The following is a 21,066-nucleotide window of genomic DNA, read 5'->3' as shown; positions in this document are numbered from 1 at the left end:
TCTTTGCATGCCTGAACTGAAAAACACCTGGTTATGAAGGTGAGAAAACGGAGGAACTATGTTCAAGAAAATAGCACTTACGGCAGCCGCTGCCTTGTCGCTGATGGTATCGTCGGCGTTCGCGGAAGGAAAGCTCGTGGTTGGCGCTTATGCCGCCAACCCGCCGTGGGAATTCAAGAATGAGAGCGGCACGTTCGAAGGCTTCGAAGTCGATGTCGCAACCGAAGCCGCCAAGCGCGTCGGCATGGATGTCGAGTTCCAGGCGCTGGGCTTTCAGGCTCTGTTTGCTGCCACCAGCTCCGGCCGCATCGATTTCGCCATCTCGTCGATCTCGATCAACAATGACCGCCTGAAGACGCAGTCCTTCACCCAGCCTTACTACGACAGCGACGGCACGATCGTTGGCAAAGCCGATTCCACCGTGAAGACGCTCGAAGATCTCAAGGGCAAGGTGATCGGTGTCGTTGCCGCCACCACCGGTGAAGCTTGGGCCAAGGAAAATGCCGAAAAGTACGGCATTGCCGAAATCAAGAGCTATGCCGCCCAGCAGGACCTGCTGCTCGACGTGCAGAACGGCCGCATCGAAGGTGGTGCGGGCGAACTCGCTGGCTTCCAGTATGCGATCCAGAAGGTGCCGAGCCTGAAGATCCTCGTCCGTATCCCGACCGGCGAACGCTTTGCGATGATGGCGAAGAAGGATCACGAATTCCTTCCGAAGATCAACGACGCGATCTCCGCCATGAAGACCGACGGCACGCTGGCTGCGATCCACAAGAAGTGGTTCGGTGTCGAGCCAGATGCCGGCACCAGCACGGTCACGGCAATGCCGATCCCGGCCGCACAGTAATATCATCGGATCGCAGCGGCACGCCGCTGCGATCCCTTTTTTTGTTGAACGACCCGGCTGCGACCGCCGCACTATCAGGTGACCACGATGGCTTTGATCGAAACCTTCTTTAACTGGGATATTCTTGTCCGGTCATTTCCGATCCTGCTGCAAGGTCTCGGCAACACGTTGATGCTCGGTGTCGCGGCGATCTTTTTCGGCAGCATCTTCGGCCTGCTGCTCTGCTTCGTCCGCCTTTATGCACCAAAACCGTTCCAGTATCTCGCGGTCGCCTATATCGACGTATTTCGCGCCCTGCCGATCCTGGTCGTGCTGATCCTGATCTATTATGCCTTGCCGTTCGTCGGCATCTCCTTCTCCTCGTTCACATCCGCGACGCTGGCGCTTTCGATGGTGCTGGCCGCATTTACCGCCGAAGTCTGCCGCGCCGGCATCGAGAACGTACCGAAGGGGCAATTCGAAGCTGCCGCAAGTCTCGGCCTGCCGTTCTGGTCGGCCATGCGCAAGATCATCCTGCCGCAGGCCGTCAAGGTCATGATCCCGCCGCTGACGAGCAACTGTATCTCGACGTTCAAGGACACCGCACTGGCTTCCGTCGTCGCCATGCCGGATTTGCTCAAGCAGGCAAGTGATACACAGGCGCTGATGGCCAACCCGACCCCGCTGATCGGCGCCGCAATCATCTATTTCGTCTTCCTCTGGCCGATGGTTCGTCTGGTTGGCTATCTCGAGAAGCGAGGCGCGCGCGCCAAGACTGCGCGCTGATCTCACCCAACTCCCAGGCAGATTATCAAGAGACCGATTACAATGACCGATCAGACCACGACATCCCAGGCATCCGCACGCCCAGCAATCTCGATGCGCGGCATCAACAAGTGGTACGGCGAGTATCACGCCCTGCGCGACGTCAACCTGACCGTAGCGGCCGGCGAACGCATCGTCATCTGCGGCCCCTCAGGCTCGGGCAAGTCGACCACCATCCGGTGCATCAACCAGCTCGAAACCCATGAAAGCGGGTCGATTTCGGTCAACGGCATAGAACTTGGCGGCAAGGGCCAGCGGCTGGATGAGATCCGCCGCGAAGTCGGCATGGTGTTCCAGCACTTCAACCTCTTTCCGCATCTGACCATTCTCGAAAACTGCACCATCGCGCCGATGACCGTGAAGAAGATGTCGCGCAAGGAGGCCGAGGAGGTCGCCCGCCACTATCTCGACCGGGTTCGTATCGGCCATCTCGCAGACCGGTTTCCGTCGCAGCTTTCAGGCGGCCAGCAGCAGCGGGCGGCGATTTCGCGTTCGCTGTGCATGCAGCCGAAGGTGATGCTGTTCGACGAACCGACCTCGGCGCTCGATCCGGAAACGGTGGGCGAGGTGCTCGACACGATGATCTCGCTGGCCCAGGATGGCATGACCATGCTGGTGGTCACCCATGAGATGGGCTTTGCCCGCAAGGTGGCCGACCGGGTGATCTTCATGGATCACGGGGCCATCTGCGAAGAGGCCAAGCCGGAAGAGTTCTTCACCGCGCCGAAGAGCGAGCGTGCCGCCGCCTTCCTCAGCCAGATCATGCACTGATTGCCGGCCAGCGCATCTCGTGATGCGCGCCATTCCCAATCATGTATTGCCCAAATCGATTGCGATTGCTTGGGGTAGTATCTTGCTGCCCTGAGATCCTGTTTTTCCCGGAGGAATGCTATGACCATCTCGCCCAGCCCGTCTCAGACGTTTCCGGTGGACCTCGTTCGCACGCGGTTTCCGGCTCTGTCGCTGCCCGGCAATCCGGTGTTCTTCGACAACGGTGCGGGCGCGCAGGTGCCGCAGGGCGTGCTGGATGCGGTGAACCACCATATGCTTCATTGCATGGTGCAGCGTGGCGGACGCTATGCGGCAAGTCGCGCCGTCGATCAGGCGATTGCCGAAGCGCGCGAAAGCGTGGCGCTGCTGGTCAATGCCTATGAGCCCGCCGAGGTCTCCTTCGGCATGAACGCCACGTCGTTCATCCGGCTGGTCAGCCTCGGCATTGCCAAGTCGATGGGCCATCGCACGGAAATCGTCGTCACCGACATGGACCACGATGCCAACATCTCCACCTGGCTGGCACTCGAGGCCGAGGGCTTCAAGTGCGTCTGGTGGCGTATGCGCGAGGACGGCAACCTCCATGTGGACGATTTGCGCCCGCTGCTGGGTCCGCGCACCCGGCTGGTCGCCTGCACGGTCGCTTCCCATTCGATAGGGTCGCTGGTCGATGTCGTTGCGGTGGCTGAGTTGGCGCACGCTGCCGGCGCGGAAGTGTTTCTCGATTGTGTCCATTACGGCCCGCATGGGCTGATCGACGTACAGGCCTGGAACTGCGATTATCTGGTCTGCTCGGGTTACAAGAACTTCTCGCCGCACATGGGGTTCCTCTGGGGTCGGTTTGAGCTGCTCAAGGCGCTGCCGACCTTCCGGGAGGATTTCATTCCTGATGTGCCGCCGCACAAGATCGAGGTTGGCACCTTTACTTACGAGAATGCGGTGGGCATGGGGGCTGCAGTCTCCTATCTAGAGTCTCTAGGACGCGGCTTTGCGCCTTCAACGGGCCAGTCGCGGCGCGCCGATCTGGTCGCCGGCATGGGCGCGATCCGCGCTTACGAGACCACGCTGTCGCAGGAAATGCTGCGCGTGCTGAAATCGCATCAGGCGACGATTTACGGTGTGACTGACGAGGACAGGATCGCCGAGCGGGTGCCGACATTCTGCTTCAACCTGCCGGGCAAAACCCCGGCATCCGTCGCCCAGGCGATGGCGGATGACGGGATCATGATCCGCGACGGCCATATGTATGCGCCGCGGCTGATGAGCCGACTCGGCCTTGCCATGGACAGCGGAGCCATTCGCGCCACGCTGGTTCATTACAACACGATGGCGGAAATCGAACGCTTCGACATGGTTCTCAAGTCGCTGGCGACCTGACGGGCGCAACTGGCTGGCACTATGGCCGGGAGGGGCGTCGGTGTGAAGGGATAGTTGCGCGGCGCGCCTGCCGCGCCTACACTCGCTGCCACCGATGCCGTTTCTCCCGGGGTGACACGCCATGACCGAGCAGCGCAGCGCAGCAACAAGTGCCAAGATTCTCGAACATCTCTGTCGCCATCCCGGCTGCACCCATTGGGGCTCCTGGGGCTATGACAGCGGCGACGGCGTCAGCGGCTGGTGGTGTCTGGAGCATCGGCCGAACACCAATCCGGTCGAGCAGGCGGCGGCGGAGAACTGGGTATCCGACGGCAACGAAGGATAAGCAAAGGCTTACTCGGGATCGGTTGCTCGGACCGCATGGGCGGTCGAACGTTCGATGCTTGTGCGGCTGCCAAGCGGGCGCAATGCCCGTTCGATTGCGTGCTGTCGCGACCGTTAGAGTTCGATCCAGACTACTGCATAACGGACACTATCGAGATTGCTTAGGCGGAACTATTCGGCCGCAAATGCGACGTTTTCCACACCGACATTGACCTCTGCCGCGAAGTTCTCGAGAAACTGTCGGATAGCGTCGGCAACGTTGGCGAAGTCAGATTTCTTCTTCAGCGTCGCCTCGTCGATGTATAGCGCACGGTTGATCTCGATCTGCAGGGCATGCAGCCCTCTTGCGGGCCGCCCGTAGTGCTCGGTGATGAAACCGCCGGCATATGGCTTGTTGCGAACCGCCGCGAATCCCATGTCCTCGAGTAGCTTGAGCGCCAGCCGTGACATCTCCGCCGACGCCGACGTTCCATAGCGGTCGCCGATGATGAAGTCCGGCCGGATTCCACTGCCCGACAAGCGAATGTTGCCCGGCATTGAATGGCAATCGAGCAACACAGCACGTCCGAACGCAGTGTGGGTTCGGGCAAGCAAGCGCCTGAGGGCGGCGTGGTAGGGTTTGTAGATCTGCTCGACGCGGCAGAGCGCTTCGTCGACAGGCAGCTTCTGCCGGTAGATTTCCATGTTCTCCGCGACGATGCGCGGAACGGTTCCCAGCCCGCCGGCGACCCGAATGGACGCCGTGTTGGCAAATGGCGGCAGCGTGCCGACGAACATGCGAGGATCGAGTTCATAGGGCTCGCGATTGACATCGACATACGCCCTGGGGAAGTTGGCCGACAGCATCGGGGCGCCGAGTTCGACGCCGGAAAAGAACAGTTGCTCGACGTAGTGATCTTCTGAACGTCTGAGGCTGGTCGCATCGAGGCGGGAATTCTCGACAAAACACCGCGGATATATCCGGCCGCTATGGGGAGAGTTGAGCACAACCGGAACCTGCAACGCTTCGGGTTCCCATATGTCGAACAGATTTCCCTCCGTGAAATCCCAGATCATGCGGTTTTTGCATCCTCATTCGACGGTTCAACTGATTTGGTCATGTTGCCAGCAGCCATGCGCCAAGTCCATACATGACCATGCAATAAAGTACCTTCAAAAGAGCCGTTCAAACCGTTATTGAGTGCATTGTTAAGTGTGGATTCACTGGATTTTTACCCGGCCGCGCTTACAGTCGCGGGATTCCGCGAATGATGCGTTCCATACAGGTTGAAGAGACACGATGAGTCAGAAAATACTTCTCGCCGAAGACGACAACGACATGCGCCGGTTCTTGGTCAAGGCGCTTGAAAAAGCGGGATACAGGGTCATCTCCTATGACAATGGCGCCAGCGCCTATGACAGACTCCGGGAAGAACCCTTCTCGCTGTTGCTGACGGATATCGTCATGCCTGAGATGGACGGCATCGAGCTCGCGCGGCGCGCGACCGAACTGGATCCTGACCTCAAGGTCATGTTCATCACCGGCTTTGCGGCGGTGGCACTCAACCCGGATTCGAACGCGCCCAAGGATGCCAAGGTACTCTCCAAGCCGTTCCACCTTCGCGACCTGGTCGACGAAGTCAACAAGATGTTGGCTGCCTGAGGAGACCCGCAAGAAAGTTTCCACAGGTCGCAAAAAAGGCTATTGACCTTCCAATGCGACTGTGGTCTATGCCCCTTCATCGGATGGGCGTGTAGCTCAGCGGGAGAGCACTACGTTGACATCGTAGGGGTCACAGGTTCAATCCCTGTCACGCCCACCATCCAAATTCCAAGCCAGTTCAATGGCTTATGAAAAGCGCCCTCCGAGGCGCTTTTTCTATTTCGACTTGAAATAGCGACGAAGTCGTAACTTGCTGTGCGTGAACTCGTGTCACTCGCCAAATTGCCGTAGCGCGCAAAATCGAATGGCGCGGCGCGCAAGATCGGATCCCGGTTTTGACAACCATGGTGCCTTCCGGTTGGCCGGAGGGGAGTATCAGCGAGCCACGGCAGGCAGACTGATGATGGAAGCATCGCTCATGTGGCCGGTTGTTTTCAGTGACATCTAGCGGGGCCGCTGCACCACCCATTCGTTGTTCTGTTCCAGCAGGAGAGCACCGACGAGACGCGTTATTGCAGCGTCGCTTGCAAAGATGCCGCCCTTGTCAATCGGCGTGGAATATTGACCCCCTATCGGTGTCCAGAATTGCCTCCTGGCTATGTAGATCAGCACTTGGCCGGGCCGGCGTTGGCTGGGGTTTGTGAGGGCGGGCCAGGAGCGGGTGCTGGTGCCTTTCGACTTTGTCTTTGAGATCGGTTCTTGAAGCGCCAGGACTCGTTTCCGGTCTCGATGATCTCGCCGTGGTGGGTTCGCCGGTCGAGCAGCGTCACACTGTTTCAAAATCGGGTATGCAAAGGGGGCAGTCCACAAATGTAGAAACTGGCGTCACTCATACCGTGCTGCCGGCTTAGTCTCGCCACCGGAATCCCGTCCTCCGCCTGCTCCAGGATCGCCATGATCTGAGCGTAGCTAAATCGGGATGTCTTCATCGGAATCTTCTCCAAAATCATTGTGGGAAAATTCTACTTTTGAACTCGGTTGGTTTGCGGGGGTGGGGATTACCCTGTCACTGGAGCACAGGTGCGCATTTCTGCGTCGAAGTGGAATAGCGAGCGGTCGAAATGAGAATCATCGACTAAAATTCGATAGCAAGATTGGCGATTCGCTCAGTAAAAATGCAAAATTATTCTTATTTAATATTTTAGGTGCTCTAAAAATAACATAAAGTATCGTGTATATATTTATAATGCCGATCTTGTATTTATTGATGGGCTATTTTTCCACCAGAAAATATCTTCATTGCATGAAAAATGAACATTCAAAGAATAATACCTAAATCCTGATGAAAAGTATCATATTTGTGTTCAGGTTTGTCGCTGTCATTCCTCTATAAGACGCGCTTACTACGCAAAAAACAAAGGAATATTTTTCAAGTTCACCCATTTGGGGGAGGCGAGACAAATACTATTTGTAATACGACGTAGTTGGGCGAGGGGTGTCGTCTGGCAATTTGGGGAATCGTAACCATGCTATCGCAGGCGAAGTACAGGACATCAGGAGAGCAGAATTTCTGCGACGATGTGCCGATTTCGATAAATACAACAGGCTATTTCTACGATCAGGAATCTGCCGCGCAGTTGATCAGGCATGTCCGGTGGAATGGCGGGCTTTACTGTCCTCGCTGCAGATCGCTTGCGATCAAGAAAATCAATTCGTTCTTCGTGAATGAGATATTTCAGTGCAATGCGTGTCAATACAACTTCAACTGTACGTCCGGTACGCTGTTTCATGGCTCGAAACTGAGGCTGGACACGCATCTCGCGCTGGCGGTGGCAATCGACAGCCTCATCGGGCATGTGCGAATCAATGAAATTGGTCGGCTGCTGGGAGTTAGTCCGCGCACCGCCAAGTTGCAGCTCGCTAAGCTGGGAACGGTTCCGCCTGCGCACAGGTATCTTCACGGTTCGGATCAGGCGCTCGCCGATATCGGGAACTACGGGACAATCCTGGAGCTATTTGAAGCCAAGAGCTTCTCCATTCAGATCAGTGCGTTTCAACTCCGCCTCGCGAACTGGTTGGGGGTGGGCAAAGCCCACGACGCGTCAGCAAGGGGTGCGCTGCTCTCCATTGCTTAGTGCCAACCGGCACATGTCAGCGCTTTGGTAGTCTTGGCGATCCGGATTGCGGTGAGGTTTTCTTGCCGTAATGAATCCGGTGCGCCGCTCCATATCGCGCAAGCCCAGATCAAAGAAGTTGGGAGGTTATCAGTGCTCGCCGGTGATCGGCCGCGCCGTTTGACTGTATCAAACGACATGTATTCATTTATAGGCGAATCTATACATCAGTTATTCTTGAATTCGCAGTGGATTGGCAGGAGGCCTCTATTGAGGGATCTCCTGTCCGTTGGGCTTTCGAACTCGGCCTTTTTCTTTCGGGCTATTCCGACCCAGCGATAGCTTCGAAAGGACTCCTCAAAGAACTGCAGAAAAATCAAAAAAAATGCGTTTGATCGTATATCCACATACGAAATTATAAAATGTAACAAATTTAAACGAATGTAAAAATATGCAGTCGATGGCGAAATCGAGAAGATTCTATTCGTAGTACTTTTCCCGAATTACGGCTTGCAGATACTGGTGGAAATTACTTGTTGAAACGATGATGCTTTTTGTTTCGCAGTATGAAAAGAAGTTCTCAAACTCGCTGTTCTGCTCTTGCTCGGGTGAATTCGCCTTCAGCCACGCCGCCTTGTCGCGATCGATTTCGGCAAAAGCTATGGTCGTCTTTAGCTTTTCGACTCGGCCGATGAGGGACACTGCCGTCTTGTTGGATACAGAGATTGCATAGGAGACGTCGCGAGGAGAGAGTTTCTTGCCCAATGCTCCGTACAAAACAAAAAATTGGAAGTATTTTACAATCGGAATCTTTGTCCCGTGGAACAATGTTCCGGAAAATGAATTGAACATGTATCCGCAGTCGACGCATCGATACAGCTCACGAAATATAGCAGTGTTAACTGTTTTAATATAGATGGAATCGCAGCGCGGACAATGCTTTGAATCAGGCCAGCGCATCTGATCAACTACGCGAAAAGCATTGTTGTTGTTCTGAAGAATCGTCAGGCTGCGTGGAGATGAGATATCTCCACTGTCGTCGTCCTTCACAAGAGTATTCAAATACATCATTTAAGTTCTATACTTTTCCTTGCGGGGAAATCTGCACTTGCAAACGCTTAAGTAGAACAATTGTCTCAAAGCGTTAGCACTGCTCCACGAGCAGTTCGCGGCACGAGTGCGCCGCCATTTGTCCCTATAGCCCCTTCTGCAAACTGCCTTCGATCATATAATTAGTAAAGGATAAGCCCATGTAATACTTTTTAAAATTGTCCATACTTAGTAAAATCGAATTCGTCTCCGGAGTGCTAAAATATTCCCACAAGAATTTTCAATATGCACCGGTCCGCTTGGAAGAGGCCTAGTGCATTTGACGCCCGGCGCACGGAAGCGCTGTTGCGATGTGGTCCTGCATTGTCCGACGCGTTTGGCGCCCTCAGAGTTAAGTGGTCATATTTCCAATTCAAGTGATAGTGACGGTCGCTGTCGGATGTTGCCGGGAGGCCATATTCGTTTGTGTGTTGAATGCAGGATTTGCCCGCTGCCGCGATTGAGCGATGCGCCCGATGGCCTGAGTATTCGGCTTTGTTGCGGCGGTACTCCCGCTTCGTGTTCCCAAAAACCTTCCGGGCGTCGGGACCAAGGCAGTTGGTCGCCCCTTTTTACATATCCAATGATTTCTGGAGAACAACTTCAGTAAATTAGGGAAAAATTAAGATATAAATTTTCAATATAATGTATATTTTTCGCGATCTAATTTGATAAACGTTGTTTGTTATGCGCGGTACCTTTTAATAAAGTAATATACATCAATAAATTGATATGCAGGCTGTTGTATGCAACTGTAATGACCTTTGGTGGTGGATTATCACTGCATTTTCGGGGATTTTCATGTTGTGTGGCGTTGAGGATTGCTTCGATGAACATCATGCAATGGGCTATTGCAGGTTTCACTACGCCCGCTGGCGTGAAGCGGTAGCTCTTCGCTCCGCCGGCAACGAGCAGTTTAGTTGCACGCCAGAGGATGTGGGTGCCGATGAAAGTGCGGCTTCCAATTGCCAGGTCAAAGGCTGTGGGCTACCGGGTCACCAGCAGGGCTGGTGCGTCGGACACTATGCCAAATGGCGGCGGGGTCTGCCCGCGTCCCTGATCGTCAACAACAGGATTTGCGTTGCCGACGATTGCGAAAGGCCCGTCAGGTGCAAGGGGCTCTGTGCATTGCATTACCAGCGATTTCGCAATGAGCGTATCAAAGTCGAGACGTCAGACCGCTATGAAACCGAGGCTGACAGCACGCCCGTGATAATCTCGCAACCGGAAATGCCGGATACTCACAAGATCGTTGGTGTCATGGCCTTGCGAGGTCGGTTGTCGATAAAGAAGATTGCGAAGAAGTTTGAAGTCACCGAAAGCATGGTGCTTCGCATCTTCGAATCCCATGAACTCTCAGAAGGTTCCCGTTTCTTTGAGGAAGCCGGCATATCTGAGTTGGCTTGATTTCGGCTACAGAAAGAGCGTGGCGTGTAGGCGGGACTATCTGTAGGGTTGGGCTGCATGAGCATATGCAACGGCCTGATATCGCGCTTGCGACTGGCGCGCATGTACACCTTCGCGGATTAGGGGCGTATCTGTCGTGCCAGCGGAGTTCGGATCGCATCCACACAAAGTATTTCCGCACCGATCAGCATGAGCTCAACTGGCTTCTGTCCGGGTTGTTTAGACTTTAGCCTAATCGTCGCTCTTTCTCCAAACGCATAAGTTGCTTTGCCGTATTTTGAATGGTAAGTACTTGTTTACGCAAGTTCCGGAGATTGGTTGGAGACTGCGCTTTCGCAGAGGTGGGGCAAAGGGTTCCATTTCTGCCGTCGTGGTGTCCGAGAATTATGCAAATCGATCTCCTGAAGCTCGACAAGGCGATGGACCGGTCCTTGGAGGCGGCGGCGGACCACTCCCTATGGCCTGAAATTCTGCAGGGAATTTCAGAGGCGACTGGGTCTTTTGGCGCAAACATTATTCCGACAGCGGAACGGTTGCCCGGGCTGGTTATCGCCACAGAAAGTGTGGGGCCAGTGCTCGAGGAGTATTTCGACGACGGCTGGCACCAGAACGACTGGCGCCTCAAGGCATTGCCGTTGCTGGTCGGGCCAGGTACGGCGTGTGACCAGCAGTACACTTCCGATGACGAGTTTCGTGAGCTCGGTTACTATCGCTTCCAGGCCAAATATGGGATCGGCCGTAGTTGCATGATCGGTTTTTCTTCTGAGCAGGATCTGCTTAGCCTTACGTTGCACCGAACGTTGGCCAGCGAGTTCTTTGGTGAAGCCGAAGTGGCTGTGTTGCGGATGATGCGGGATCGGCTCATGGCTGCAGCGCTGCTGATGCGCAGCCTGTCAGCAAAGCGCGTCGAGGGTATGGCGAAGGCGTTTGAGATGGCCGATATTGCCGCCATCTTCTTTGATCGTTTCGGGAAAGTCACAACGGTCAATGAACGGGCAGCCTTGCTGCTCGGCGACGAACTTCAGGTTCGACAGGGTGAGCTCACATCCCGTTCTCGGGCTGAAACGGCTGCTATACGCCAGAAAATGCGATTGGTTACCAGCGAGCATTGGCTGCATCCCACTGCTGACGGCGGTTTGGTGCGAATCGCGAGAGTTGACAGGCCGCCAGTGCTGGTTCGCATCCAGCGGCTTGGTGGCAACCTGCCAGACTTCTTTGCGAATTCGGTAGGCGTGTGTCTGTTTGAGGATATGAACCGCCGGCCGGTGATCGAGCCTGGTTTGCTTGGGGATGTCTACGGCCTGACCCCGACAGAGGCGTTGATTGCGGTGCAGCTGGCGGAGGGCATTGATTTGCGTTCCGCCGCTACCGCTTCGTCGATGGGATATGAGACGGCGCGCACCCATCTACGCTCGATTTTCGGAAAGACGGGGACGGGCCGCCAGTCCGAACTCGTGGCCATGCTCGGGCGGCTGAAGGCGGCCAAGGCGTTGTGAGAGTATGACGTATCGGCGGCATGCTGCCGAATCTCCGCTGCGACTTCCTAAAAAAGAGGCCGCGCATGGGAGCGCAGCCAAATTTAGGGAGGAAACACCCAAGGAGGGCATTTACAGCCGGTAAGGACTGTGGCGAAAAGCTACTGCTGCACTGCAGTAAGGTCAATGAAAATCGGGCTATTTCCGCCTTAAAAATAACCTTTCTGGTAAATTGCCTAATCGTTGAGCGATTGGCTGAATATTGATCGAAACAAAGGTGTGGCGTGGCTTGAATATATGCGCATAGCCTCTGTACAACGGTCGCTAGATTGCCCCGACTCGACGGACGGAGAACCCCACATGCATCCAGATCGCGCCTTCTTCGATAGCTTGGCCGAGGCCGCCAAAGCCGAGACCTTGCCCCGGTTTCGCTCAGGCCTCAGAGTCGTGGATAAGGGCGGGCAATATTACGATCCAGTCACCGAGGGCGACCAGGCAGCCGAGACGGCGATCCGGGCGCTGATCGAAGCCCGCTATCCCGACCACGGCATCCTTGGTGAGGAGCATGGCTCCACGGGGCTCGACCGTGAGTTCGTCTGGGTTATCGATCCGATCGATGGTACAAGGGCTTTCATTTCGGGGGTCCCGGTGTGGGGCACGCTGATCGGACTCTACCAGAACGGACGCGCGCGTATGGGACTGATCGACCAGCCATTTACAGGCGAGCGCTATTTTGCCGATGGCGAACGCGCCCACTACCGGGGACCGGGCGGCGAGCGGGTGCTGAAAACCAGCGGCTGCACATCGCTATCCAGTGCGATCATGTTTACGACCTCGCCGCACCTTTTCCTCGGTGAGGACGACCGGCGCTACCGGGCGGTGGAATCGCGTTCGAAGCTTTTCCGTTATGGGACGGATTGTTATGCCTACGCGTTGCTGGCGGCCGGGCACGTGGATCTTGTGGTCGAGAACTCCCTAAAGCCGTACGACGTCGGAGGCATCATTCCGATCGTCGAACAGGCTGGGGGCGTGATGACAGGATGGGATGGCTCGCGCCCAGAAATGGGTGGCTATATCATCGCCGCAGCCACGCCGGAGCTTCATGCCGAGGTTCTCGAAATCCTCAATTCCTGAGGCTGTCAAGCGCCCGTATAGATGGATGGATCGGCATCCGATCCCGGAATGAAGGCGTCGATCGCGGCCAATGCCTGGCCGCGAAATATGTCGCGTTCCTGCAGGATCTCGTGTTCCGAGCCCGCGATCGTAATTAACTTGCTGGCGCGGAACTTGCGCGAAAGCCCTTCCAGGCCCTGATAGGGGACAACCTTGTCCGCTGACGGTGCGATCACCAGGCTCGGGACTTCGATCCGCTTGAGGTAGTCGATCGAGTTGATGGTTTCGATTGTATCTATCATCGTCGAGATCCAGCGCGCCGTCGGTGGACCAATGCCAAGCTGGGGACAGGTTTTGACGATCAGCCTGTTGCGCTCAAAGCGCGCCGGATCAGACGTGACCTTGTTGCTTGAAAAGGGCTTGTTCCGTCGGTCGCGGCCGAATTGAACCCAGCCGAACCCGAATGTCGTCGCCGCGTTGGCGAGAAATTTCAGGAGCCATCTTGGAAGGCGAAGCCCGGCGGCATCGATGAACGGTGCGCAAAGAACCATCCGTTCTATTCGATTTGCAAGGCGTGGGGCTGCTTTCAGCGCCACGAGCGCGCCCATTGAATGACCCAGGATAGAAAACGGAAGCTTGGCGTCGGGCAGCACGATCGCCTCGAGAAATGCGTCGAGATCGCGTTCGAGGTCGGAGAAGCGCCTGATATGGCCCCGACTGCGATTCTTCAGGAGGCGCGGTGAGCCACCCTGGCCGCGCCAGTCGAATGTAGCGACCCACAGGCCCATCGCGTTCAGGTCCTGGATTGTTTCGAAGTATTTCTCGATCGATTCATTGCGGCCCTGCAGTAGCACCACAGTGCCTTTCGGCAGTCGGGAGCCCGAACGAAACACGGCGTAGCGCAACTCAAGACCGTCGAAGGTTTTGAAGTAGCCGGCGAAATGATTGGGCGGTACTGCGTTGCCCGGCGAAGCGTTGAGTATGTCCAAGAGAACTGCCCGGATCCTGCACAAGAGATACCTGCGCTGCCTAGCACGATTCGAGCCGTTCGCGACAGCGGGCCAAGGCCAGTTTGCAGGAAAAGAAGCCGGAGACGTATCAGGGGATGAAACGCTCCGGCATAGCAAGACTGGTGCGGAAGGGACGTTGCACGCCAGTCACGGGAGGGGCGCTCCCTATGATTGAACTCTAGCGGAGGGTAGCTGAATGCGGGCCGAACCCTTCGTTCATCCGTCGTTCATTTTTCTTTTTCGTTCCCCGCACTCTTGAAAGCCGGATTTGCATCTCCCACCTTTTGCCATGCGAGGTGCCAATACGGGCCTTGCGCAACGGAGACGCCGGCGCCTGCACACAGGGTGGCGTGCTCTTACAACAACCGCAAACGTTGCTCTTGAAGGAGGACACCATGCGTCATTTCGATTTCTCCCCGCTCTATCGTTCGACCGTCGGCTTCGACCGCGTTTTCACCATGCTGGACAGCCTTGCGCAGCCAGAGCAGCAGACCTATCCGCCCTATAATATCGAGAAGACAGGCGAAAACGCTTACCGGATTTCGATGGCGGTGGCCGGCTTCCACGAAGGCGAATTGTCGATCGAACTGGACCAGCACCTTCTGACTGTGAAAGGCGAACGGGCTGAGGAAAAGAGCGAGAACGGCGATCTGCTCTACCGCGGTATCGCCAAGCGCGCCTTCGAGCGCCGTTTCCAGCTTGCAGACCATGTCGAGGTACGCGCCGCGCATCTGAAGAATGGCCTGTTGCATGTCGACCTTGTGCGCGAAATTCCCGAAGCGATGAAACCGCGCCGTATCGAGATTGCCGCCGCCGACAAGGCTGAGGCTCCGAAAGCCATCGAAGCCCACGTCATCAACAACTAATCACTCCTCCCTCGGTGATCAGCAGAAAGCCCCTTCGGTTCCGACCGGAGGGGTTTTCGTGTGTGTCTGATCAGAGCAATGCGGCAAGCTGGACGATGTCCTCGTCCCGCGTGGCAAACGAGGTCACGAAGCGATAGATCTTCTCATCTGCCGACAGCCTTCCCTCCATTGCCTCGGGCGTATCCCATTGCATCAGCGGCACGCCGGCTGCGGTCATTTTTGCAGCTGTTTCGTCCGGCAGGACGACGAACAGCTGATTCGAGCCGGTTTCCCAGGCCAGTCGCGCCGATCTTGAAGCTGCCACTGCGGTTGCCAGTTGGGCAGCCATTCGGTTGGAATGGCGTGCGAGCTTCAGCCAGAGGTCGTCCTTCAACCATTCGTCAAACTGCGCGGAGACGAAAGTCGACTTGGAGAACAGGTTTGCACCCCGCTTGCGCAGATGCGGCATGTCGCGGGCCTGCTCCGGATTGAAGAAGACAATCGCTTCGGCGCACCAGCAGCCATTCTTCGTGCCGCCGAGCGACAGAATGTCGATGCCGGATTTCCAGGTCATCTCAGCCGGAGAAACATCGAGCGCTGCAATCGCATTGGAGAAGCGCGCGCCGTCCATGTGGATGGCCAGTCCGGCCTGTTTGGCTGCGGCAGACAGCGCGCGAATTTCGTCAAGCGAATAGATCGTTCCGGCTTCCGTGGCCTGGGTGATCGATATCGCCATCTTCTGGCCGATGTGCAGATCCCCGGGATAGCGCGCCATTGTCTTTTCGAGTTGGCTTGCGCTCATCTTGCCTTGGCTGTCGCCGCTGACGGGCACCAGTTTGGCGCCACCGGTCATGAATTCGACGGCGCCACCTTCGTGATGGATGATATGTGCGTCCGCGTGGCAGAAGATGATGCCGCCGGTCTTCTTCACTGCGGCAAGCGACAGCGAATTGGCGGCGGTGCCAGTGGCCACAAAAAACACCTTTACCTCGCGTTCGAACAATCTGGAAAGCTTGCGTTCCACGTCTTCATCAAGCGTGCTGGCCCCATAAGGAGTCCAGTATTTGCCGGATTCGGCGACCAACCGTTCGGAAATGGCTTTATGGGCTCCTGCCCAGTTGTCGGATGCGAAATTCAAGGTAAAATCCGTTTCTCTCGGAGAGGCAATGATGGCGCGCGCTGCTGCGCGGAGCGACAGCGCAAAGGCAAAGATGCATTGGACGCGATTGTCAATAATTTTCGATTGGCGTCTTGCAGGGCGGTTTGCTTTCTGTCATAGAATTGTTGAATTAGGACAGTCATGCTGTCCTATTTTGCTGCATGGATCCTGAAGGCTGGTCACCCGGCCTTTAAAAGAGCGGTCCGGCCTTCGACCCGTGGGGAAGCGGACGAAGGCAGAAGCCGGCAGCTGCGTTGGGACGGTAGCCAATCTGGCCCGGAAATTGCAGCTCGTTCAGGAAAATGCGAAGACGGTTTTTCGACGGCGTGGGGTCGGGGGCGACTTTCCGCGCCAAATTTGCGCGCTGCTCACCGCAGGAGGAATTAAGTCATGAAGGATCAAACCCAAGCACGCCAGTACGAGCAGTTTCGACAGATTGCGTCTGAAACTGCTCCGAAAACAACCTCCTCCTCTACAGGTAAAGGGCTGCCTGCAAAACAAGGGCTCTACGATCCGCGAAACGAACACGACGCCTGTGGCGTTGGCTTTGCCTGTCATCTGAAGGGCGTCAAGTCGCACCAGATCGTTCGCGACGGTCTTTTCATGCTGGAGAACCTCACCCATCGCGGCGCTGTCGGTGCCGATCCTCTGATGGGAGACGGCGCCGGTATTCTGGTGCAGATTCCCGATAAATTTTTCCGCGAAGAACTTTCAGGCCAGGGCATTCAACTGCCTCCGGCAGGCGAATACGCCGTCGGCTATCTGTTCATGCCGCGCGATGAAGCGGTGCGCAACCACATAAAGAACATCATTTCTGACGTCATCGCCAATGAGGGTCAGGTATTGCTCGGCTACCGCGAGGTACCCGTCGACAACTCTTCCCTTTCCAAGGCGCCGGATATCGCCGCGACTGAACCTTTCCATTTGCAGGTGTTCATTGGTGCGGGCGCCGACGCGGCGACCAATGCCGAATTCGAACGCCGTCTTTTCACGCTGCGCAAGGTGATCTCCAACCGCATCTACGACGAGGGCAAGGGCGACGACAAGGGTTTCTACGTCGTGTCGCTCTCGACCACCACGGTGGTCTACAAGGGCATGTTCCTCGCCTATCAGGTGGGGTCCTATTACAAGGATCTTGCCGACCCGAGGTTCGAATCGGCTGTTGCACTTGTCCACCAGCGCTTTTCGACCAACACCTTCCCGTCCTGGAGGCTTTCGCATCCATACCGCATGGTGGCGCACAACGGCGAGATCAACACGCTGCGTGGCAACGTCAACTGGATGGCGGCACGCCAGGCGTCGGTTTCGTCTCCTCTCTACGGCGAAGACATTTCCAAGCTCTGGCCGATTTCCTACGAAGGCCAGTCCGACACCGCCTGCTTTGACAACGCGCTGGAATTTTTGGTGCGCGGCGGCTACTCGCTGGCGCATGCCGTGATGATGCTGATCCCGGAAGCCTGGGCAGGCAACCAACTGATGGGCCGCGAGCGCAAGGCGTTTTACGAGTATCATGCGGCGCTGATGGAGCCGTGGGACGGACCGGCTGCCGTGGCATTCACCGACGGCCGCCAGATCGGTGCGACGCTCGACCGCAATGGCCTGCGTCCCGCCCGCTACATCGTCACCTCTGACGACCGCGTCATCATGGCCTCCGAATCTGGCGTCCTGCCTGTTCCGGAAGAGATGATCGTGCGCAAGTGGCGGCTGCAGCCCGGCAAGATGCTGCTGATCGATATGGAAAAGGGCTGCATCATCTCAGACGAGGAAGTGAAGGCCGAGCTTGCGGGCGCTCACCCCTATGCCGAATGGCTCGATGGCAGCCAGTTGATCCTGGAAGACCTGAAGCCGGTCGAGCCGCGCGCGCTGCGCCGTGACGTCTCGCTGCTCGATCGCCAGCAGGCTTTCGGCTATACGAGCGAAGACACCAAGCTCCTGATGTCGCCGATGGCGACGACCGGTCAGGAAGCCGTGGGCTCGATGGGCACCGATACGCCGATTTCGGCAATGTCGGACAAGTCGAAGCTGCTTTACACCTATTTCAAGCAGAACTTCGCCCAGGTCACCAACCCGCCGATCGATCCTATCCGCGAAGAACTGGTGATGAGCCTCGTGTCCTTCATCGGGCCGCGTCCGAACATTCTTGATCATGCTGGTGCTGCTCGCGCCAAGCGGCTCGAAGTGCGCCAGCCGATCCTGACCAACGGCGATCTCGAAAAGATCCGCTCGATCGGCCATACGGAAGACCGCTTCGACACCAAGACGCTCGACTTCACCTACGACGTAAATCGTGGTGCCGAAGCCATGCCGGAGATGCTCGATCGCCTTTGCGAAAGAGCGGAAGCGGCCGTCAAGAGCGGCTACAACATCATCGTGTTGTCCGACCGCCAGATCGGGCCGGATCGCATCGCCATTCCGGCGCTGCTGGCCACGGCGGCCGTGCACAACTACCTGATCCGCAAGGGGCTTCGCACCTCGGTCGGCATCGTCGTGGAAACCGGCGAACCGCGCGAAGTGCATCAGTTCTGCTGCCTGGCAGGCTATGGCGCCGAAGCGATCAACCCTTATCTCGCATTCGATACGCTGATCGACATGCACAAGAAGGGTGAATTCCCGAAAGAAGTGTCCGAGGACGAAGTCGTCTACCGCTACATCAAGGCGGTCGGTAAGGGCATCCTCAAGGTCATGTCCAAGATGGGCATCTCCACCTACCAGTCCTATTGCGGCGCGCAGATCTTCGATGCCATCGGCCTGTCGACCTCCTTCGTCGACAAATTCTTCTTCGGAACCGCCACCCAGATCGAAGGTGTCGGCCTGGAGGAAATCGCACGCGAGACCTTCCTGCGCCACGTCTCTGCCTTCGGCCGGGATCCGATCCTGGCGGCTTCGCTCGATATTGGCGGCGAATATGCTTACCGCATGCGTGGCGAGTCACACGCCTGGACGCCCGATGTCGTGGCGGAACTTCAGCATGCCGTGCGCGGCAATGCCGAGGATCGCTACCGCGAGTTCGCGCGCCTGGTCAACGAATCCTCGGTGCGGATGAACGCCATTCGTGGCCTGTTCTCGGTCAAGATGGCCGAGGCCAGCGGCCGCAAGCCGGTCGACATTTCCGAAGTCGAGCCGGCGGTGGATATCGTCAAGCGGTTTGCGACCGGGGCTATGTCTTTCGGCTCGATCAGCCGTGAGGCGCATACCACGCTGGCAATCGCGATGAACAAGATCGGCGGCAAGTCCAACACCGGCGAAGGCGGCGAGGAGGCGGAACGCTATCTGCCCAAGGCCGATGGCACGCTGCCGCTCGAACGTTCGGCGATCAAGCAGGTGGCCTCGGGCCGGTTCGGCGTGACGACCGAATATCTGGTCAATGCCGATATGCTGCAGATCAAAGTCGCGCAGGGCGCCAAGCCCGGCGAAGGCGGTCAGCTGCCCGGCCACAAGGTCGATGCGACGATTGCCAAGACCCGCCATTCCACACCGGGTGTCGGCCTGATTTCACCGCCGCCGCACCATGACATCTACTCGATCGAGGATCTGGCACAGCTGATCTTCGACCTGAAGAACGTCAACCCGACCTCGGACATATCAGTCAAGCTGGTGTCGGAAGTCGGCGTGGGCACGGTTGCTGCCGGTGTCGCCAAGGCGCGCGCCGACCATATCACCGTGTCGGGCTATGATGGTGGCACGGGTGCTTCGCCGCTGACATCGCTGAAGCATGCGGGTTCTCCCTGGGAAATCGGCCTGGCCGAAACCCAGCAGACGCTGGTCCTCAACGGCCTTCGTTCGCGCATCGCGCTGCAGGTCGATGGCGGCCTGAAGACTGGCCGCGACGTGATCATCGGGGCACTGCTCGGCGCCGACGAATTCGGCTTCTCGACCGCGCCGCTGATCGCTGCAGGCTGCATCATGATGCGCAAATGCCATCTCAACACCTGTCCGGTTGGCGTCGCGACCCAGGATCCGGTGCTGCGCAAGCGCTTCAAGGGCACGCCCGAACATGTGATCAACTTCTTCTTCTTCGTTGCAAACGACGTTCGTGAGATTCTCGCGGCTATGGGCTTCCGCAGCCTCAGCGAGATCGTCGGCAAGAGCGAGCTGCTCGAGAAAGACGGCGCGATCAGCCACTGGAAGGCGAGGGGCCTCGACTTCTCCAAGATCTTCCACAAGGTCGATGCTGCCGAAGAAGAAACACGCTGGACCATGCGCCAGAAGCATCCGATCGATGATGTGCTGGATCGCAAGCTGATCGAAGCGGCAAAGCCCGCGCTCGAAGAGCGCCAGCCGGTGACGATCGAAGCCGAGATCAAGAATGTCGACCGGTCTGCGGGCGCCATGCTTTCGGGTGAAGTCGCCAAGCGCTATGGCTACAAGGGCCTGAAGGACGATACGATCACCGTCAAGCTCAAGGGCACGGCGGGCCAATCCTTCGGGGCGTTCCTGGCACGCGGTATTACCCTCGATCTCGAAGGTGATGGCAACGACTATGTCGGCAAGGGCTTGTCGGGTGGGCGCATCGTCGTCCGGCCGCCGGCAAACAGCAGGATCGTGGCAGAGAACTCGATCATCGTCGGCAATACCGTGCTCTATGGCGCTATCGCCGGCGAGTGCTACTTCAACGGCGTGGCGGGCGAGCGTTTCGCGGTCCGCAACTCGGGCGCGGTTGCCGTCGTCGAAGGCGTGGGCGACCATGGCTGCGAATACATGACCGGCGGCGTTGTCGTCGTCATCGGCGAAACCGGCCGCAACTTTGCCGCCGGCATGTCCGGCGGTGTGGCCTACGTGCTCGACGAGAGCAACGATTTCGCCCGTCGCTGCAACATGGCGATGGTCGAATTGCAGCCAGTTCCGGAAGAGGACGAGTTGCTCGAAAAGCTGCACCACCACGGCGGCGACATCGCCCATATGGGCATGGTCGACGTCTCGGGCGACATGACACGACACGACGAGGAACGGTTGTTCCAGCTGATCTCGAACCACCTGCACTTCACAGGTTCGGGACGCGCCAAGGAAATCCTCGACAACTGGGTCACATTCCGGCCGAAGTTCCGCAAGGTCATGCCGGTCGAGTATCGCAGGGCGCTTGAGGACATGGAACGCATGAAAATGCAGGAGGCAGCTGAGTAATCAGCCGCCATGCGGTTCGGCACCATAG

At 57.2% G+C, this 21,066-nt stretch carries 15 protein-coding genes, 1 tRNA gene and 4 pseudogenes; 13 read left to right on the top strand and 7 right to left on the bottom strand.

The window, feature by feature from the left end; all coding sequences use genetic code 11:
• The first annotated feature begins 58 nt into the window (after positions 1 to 58).
• The 5 genes from JJB09_RS10805 (at position 59) to JJB09_RS10785 (ending at position 4,124) form a co-directional block, all read left to right on the top strand.
• A complete protein-coding gene (locus JJB09_RS10805; RefSeq protein WP_201657390.1) occupies positions 59 to 847 on the top strand; it encodes an ABC transporter substrate-binding protein in 789 nt (262 codons plus the stop codon).
• 87 nt (positions 848 to 934) lie between these two features.
• Complete coding sequence (locus JJB09_RS10800; protein ID WP_201657387.1) at positions 935 to 1,612, top strand: amino acid ABC transporter permease; 678 nt, start codon at positions 935 to 937, stop codon at positions 1,610 to 1,612.
• A 42-nt stretch (positions 1,613 to 1,654) separates the two neighbouring features.
• Positions 1,655 to 2,422, top strand: a complete 768-nt coding sequence (locus JJB09_RS10795; RefSeq protein WP_201657384.1) for an amino acid ABC transporter ATP-binding protein — start codon at positions 1,655 to 1,657, stop codon at positions 2,420 to 2,422.
• Between the two features lie 120 nt (positions 2,423 to 2,542).
• A complete protein-coding gene (locus tag JJB09_RS10790; protein WP_201657381.1) occupies positions 2,543 to 3,799 on the top strand; it encodes a cysteine desulfurase-like protein in 1,257 nt (418 codons plus the stop codon).
• A gap of 121 nt (positions 3,800 to 3,920) precedes the next feature.
• A complete protein-coding gene (locus JJB09_RS10785) occupies positions 3,921 to 4,124 on the top strand; it encodes a hypothetical protein (RefSeq protein WP_201657378.1) in 204 nt (67 codons plus the stop codon).
• 170 nt (positions 4,125 to 4,294) lie between these two features.
• On the opposite strand, the gene JJB09_RS10780 is transcribed toward JJB09_RS10785, so the two are convergent.
• Complete coding sequence (locus JJB09_RS10780) at positions 4,295 to 5,176, bottom strand: N-formylglutamate amidohydrolase (RefSeq protein WP_425523713.1); 882 nt, start codon at positions 5,174 to 5,176, stop codon at positions 4,295 to 4,297.
• Positions 5,177 to 5,402: 226 nt separating this feature from the next.
• On the opposite strand from JJB09_RS10780, the gene cpdR1 reads away from it, so the two are divergent.
• Both cpdR1 and JJB09_RS10770 read left to right on the top strand, forming a co-directional pair.
• Positions 5,403 to 5,765: a response regulator CpdR1 gene (gene cpdR1 / locus JJB09_RS10775; RefSeq protein ID WP_201657372.1), complete on the top strand. Its 363-nt coding sequence runs from the start codon at positions 5,403 to 5,405 to the stop codon at positions 5,763 to 5,765.
• A gap of 85 nt (positions 5,766 to 5,850) precedes the next feature.
• Positions 5,851 to 5,925 (top strand) — tRNA-Val (locus JJB09_RS10770).
• Positions 5,926 to 6,140: 215 nt separating this feature from the next.
• On the opposite strand, the pseudogene JJB09_RS27110 reads toward JJB09_RS10770, so the two are convergent.
• The 3 pseudogenes from JJB09_RS27110 to JJB09_RS10760 form a co-directional block, all read right to left on the bottom strand.
• Positions 6,141 to 6,305: pseudogene (locus JJB09_RS27110) on the bottom strand (IS256 family transposase); the annotation flags it as partial.
• A gap of 149 nt (positions 6,306 to 6,454) precedes the next feature.
• A pseudogene (locus JJB09_RS26910) lies at positions 6,455 to 6,538 on the bottom strand (IS21-like element helper ATPase IstB); the annotation flags it as partial.
• Between the two features lie 39 nt (positions 6,539 to 6,577).
• Positions 6,578 to 6,694 (bottom strand): annotated as a pseudogene (locus JJB09_RS10760) (transposase); the annotation flags it as partial.
• Positions 6,695 to 7,231: 537 nt separating this feature from the next.
• Between JJB09_RS10760 and JJB09_RS10755 the strand changes: the two are divergent.
• Complete coding sequence (locus JJB09_RS10755) at positions 7,232 to 7,840, top strand: transposase (RefSeq protein ID WP_201657369.1); 609 nt, start codon at positions 7,232 to 7,234, stop codon at positions 7,838 to 7,840.
• A gap of 459 nt (positions 7,841 to 8,299) precedes the next feature.
• On the opposite strand, the gene JJB09_RS10750 is transcribed toward JJB09_RS10755, so the two are convergent.
• The gene (locus tag JJB09_RS10750) at positions 8,300 to 8,869 is read right to left on the bottom strand and encodes a transposase (protein WP_201657364.1); all 570 of its coding nucleotides are present in this window, start codon (positions 8,867 to 8,869) and stop codon (positions 8,300 to 8,302) included.
• A 771-nt stretch (positions 8,870 to 9,640) separates the two neighbouring features.
• Between JJB09_RS10750 and JJB09_RS10745 the strand changes: the two genes are divergently transcribed.
• The 3 genes from JJB09_RS10745 (at position 9,641) to hisN (ending at position 12,924) form a co-directional block, all read left to right on the top strand.
• Complete coding sequence (locus JJB09_RS10745; protein WP_201657361.1) at positions 9,641 to 10,315, top strand: hypothetical protein; 675 nt, start codon at positions 9,641 to 9,643, stop codon at positions 10,313 to 10,315.
• Between the two features lie 314 nt (positions 10,316 to 10,629).
• The gene (locus JJB09_RS10740) at positions 10,630 to 11,811 is read left to right on the top strand and encodes a helix-turn-helix transcriptional regulator (protein ID WP_201657359.1); all 1,182 of its coding nucleotides are present in this window, start codon (positions 10,630 to 10,632) and stop codon (positions 11,809 to 11,811) included.
• 339 nt (positions 11,812 to 12,150) lie between these two features.
• Positions 12,151 to 12,924 carry a histidinol-phosphatase gene (gene hisN, locus JJB09_RS10735; RefSeq protein ID WP_201657356.1) on the top strand — a complete coding sequence of 258 codons (774 nt, stop codon included), beginning with the start codon at positions 12,151 to 12,153 and terminating at the stop codon, positions 12,922 to 12,924.
• Between the two features lie 5 nt (positions 12,925 to 12,929).
• Here the strand turns inward: hisN and JJB09_RS10730 are convergent, their stop codons facing one another.
• Positions 12,930 to 13,892, bottom strand: coding sequence for an alpha/beta fold hydrolase (locus JJB09_RS10730; protein ID WP_246748664.1), 963 nt, complete (start codon positions 13,890 to 13,892; stop codon positions 12,930 to 12,932).
• A 416-nt stretch (positions 13,893 to 14,308) separates the two neighbouring features.
• Between JJB09_RS10730 and JJB09_RS10725 the strand changes: the two genes are divergently transcribed.
• Positions 14,309 to 14,779, top strand: coding sequence for an Hsp20 family protein (locus tag JJB09_RS10725; protein ID WP_201657353.1), 471 nt, complete (start codon positions 14,309 to 14,311; stop codon positions 14,777 to 14,779).
• Between the two features lie 70 nt (positions 14,780 to 14,849).
• On the opposite strand, the gene JJB09_RS10720 is transcribed toward JJB09_RS10725, so the two are convergent.
• Entirely contained in the window at positions 14,850 to 15,896 is a 1,047-nt protein-coding gene (locus JJB09_RS10720; RefSeq protein ID WP_201657350.1) for a threonine aldolase family protein, read from the bottom strand.
• Positions 15,897 to 16,397: 501 nt separating this feature from the next.
• Between JJB09_RS10720 and gltB the strand changes: the two are divergent.
• A pseudogene (gltB, locus tag JJB09_RS10715) lies at positions 16,398 to 21,038 on the top strand (glutamate synthase large subunit); the annotation flags it as partial.
• Between the last annotated feature and the right edge of the window lie 28 nt (positions 21,039 to 21,066).

Origin of the sequence: Phytoamicus setariae, from assembly GCF_016722925.1 — a bacterium.
Taxonomy (GTDB): Bacteria; Pseudomonadota; Alphaproteobacteria; order Rhizobiales; family Rhizobiaceae; genus Rhizobium_E; species Rhizobium_E setariae.
This window is presented reverse-complemented; position numbering and strand designations above follow the sequence as displayed.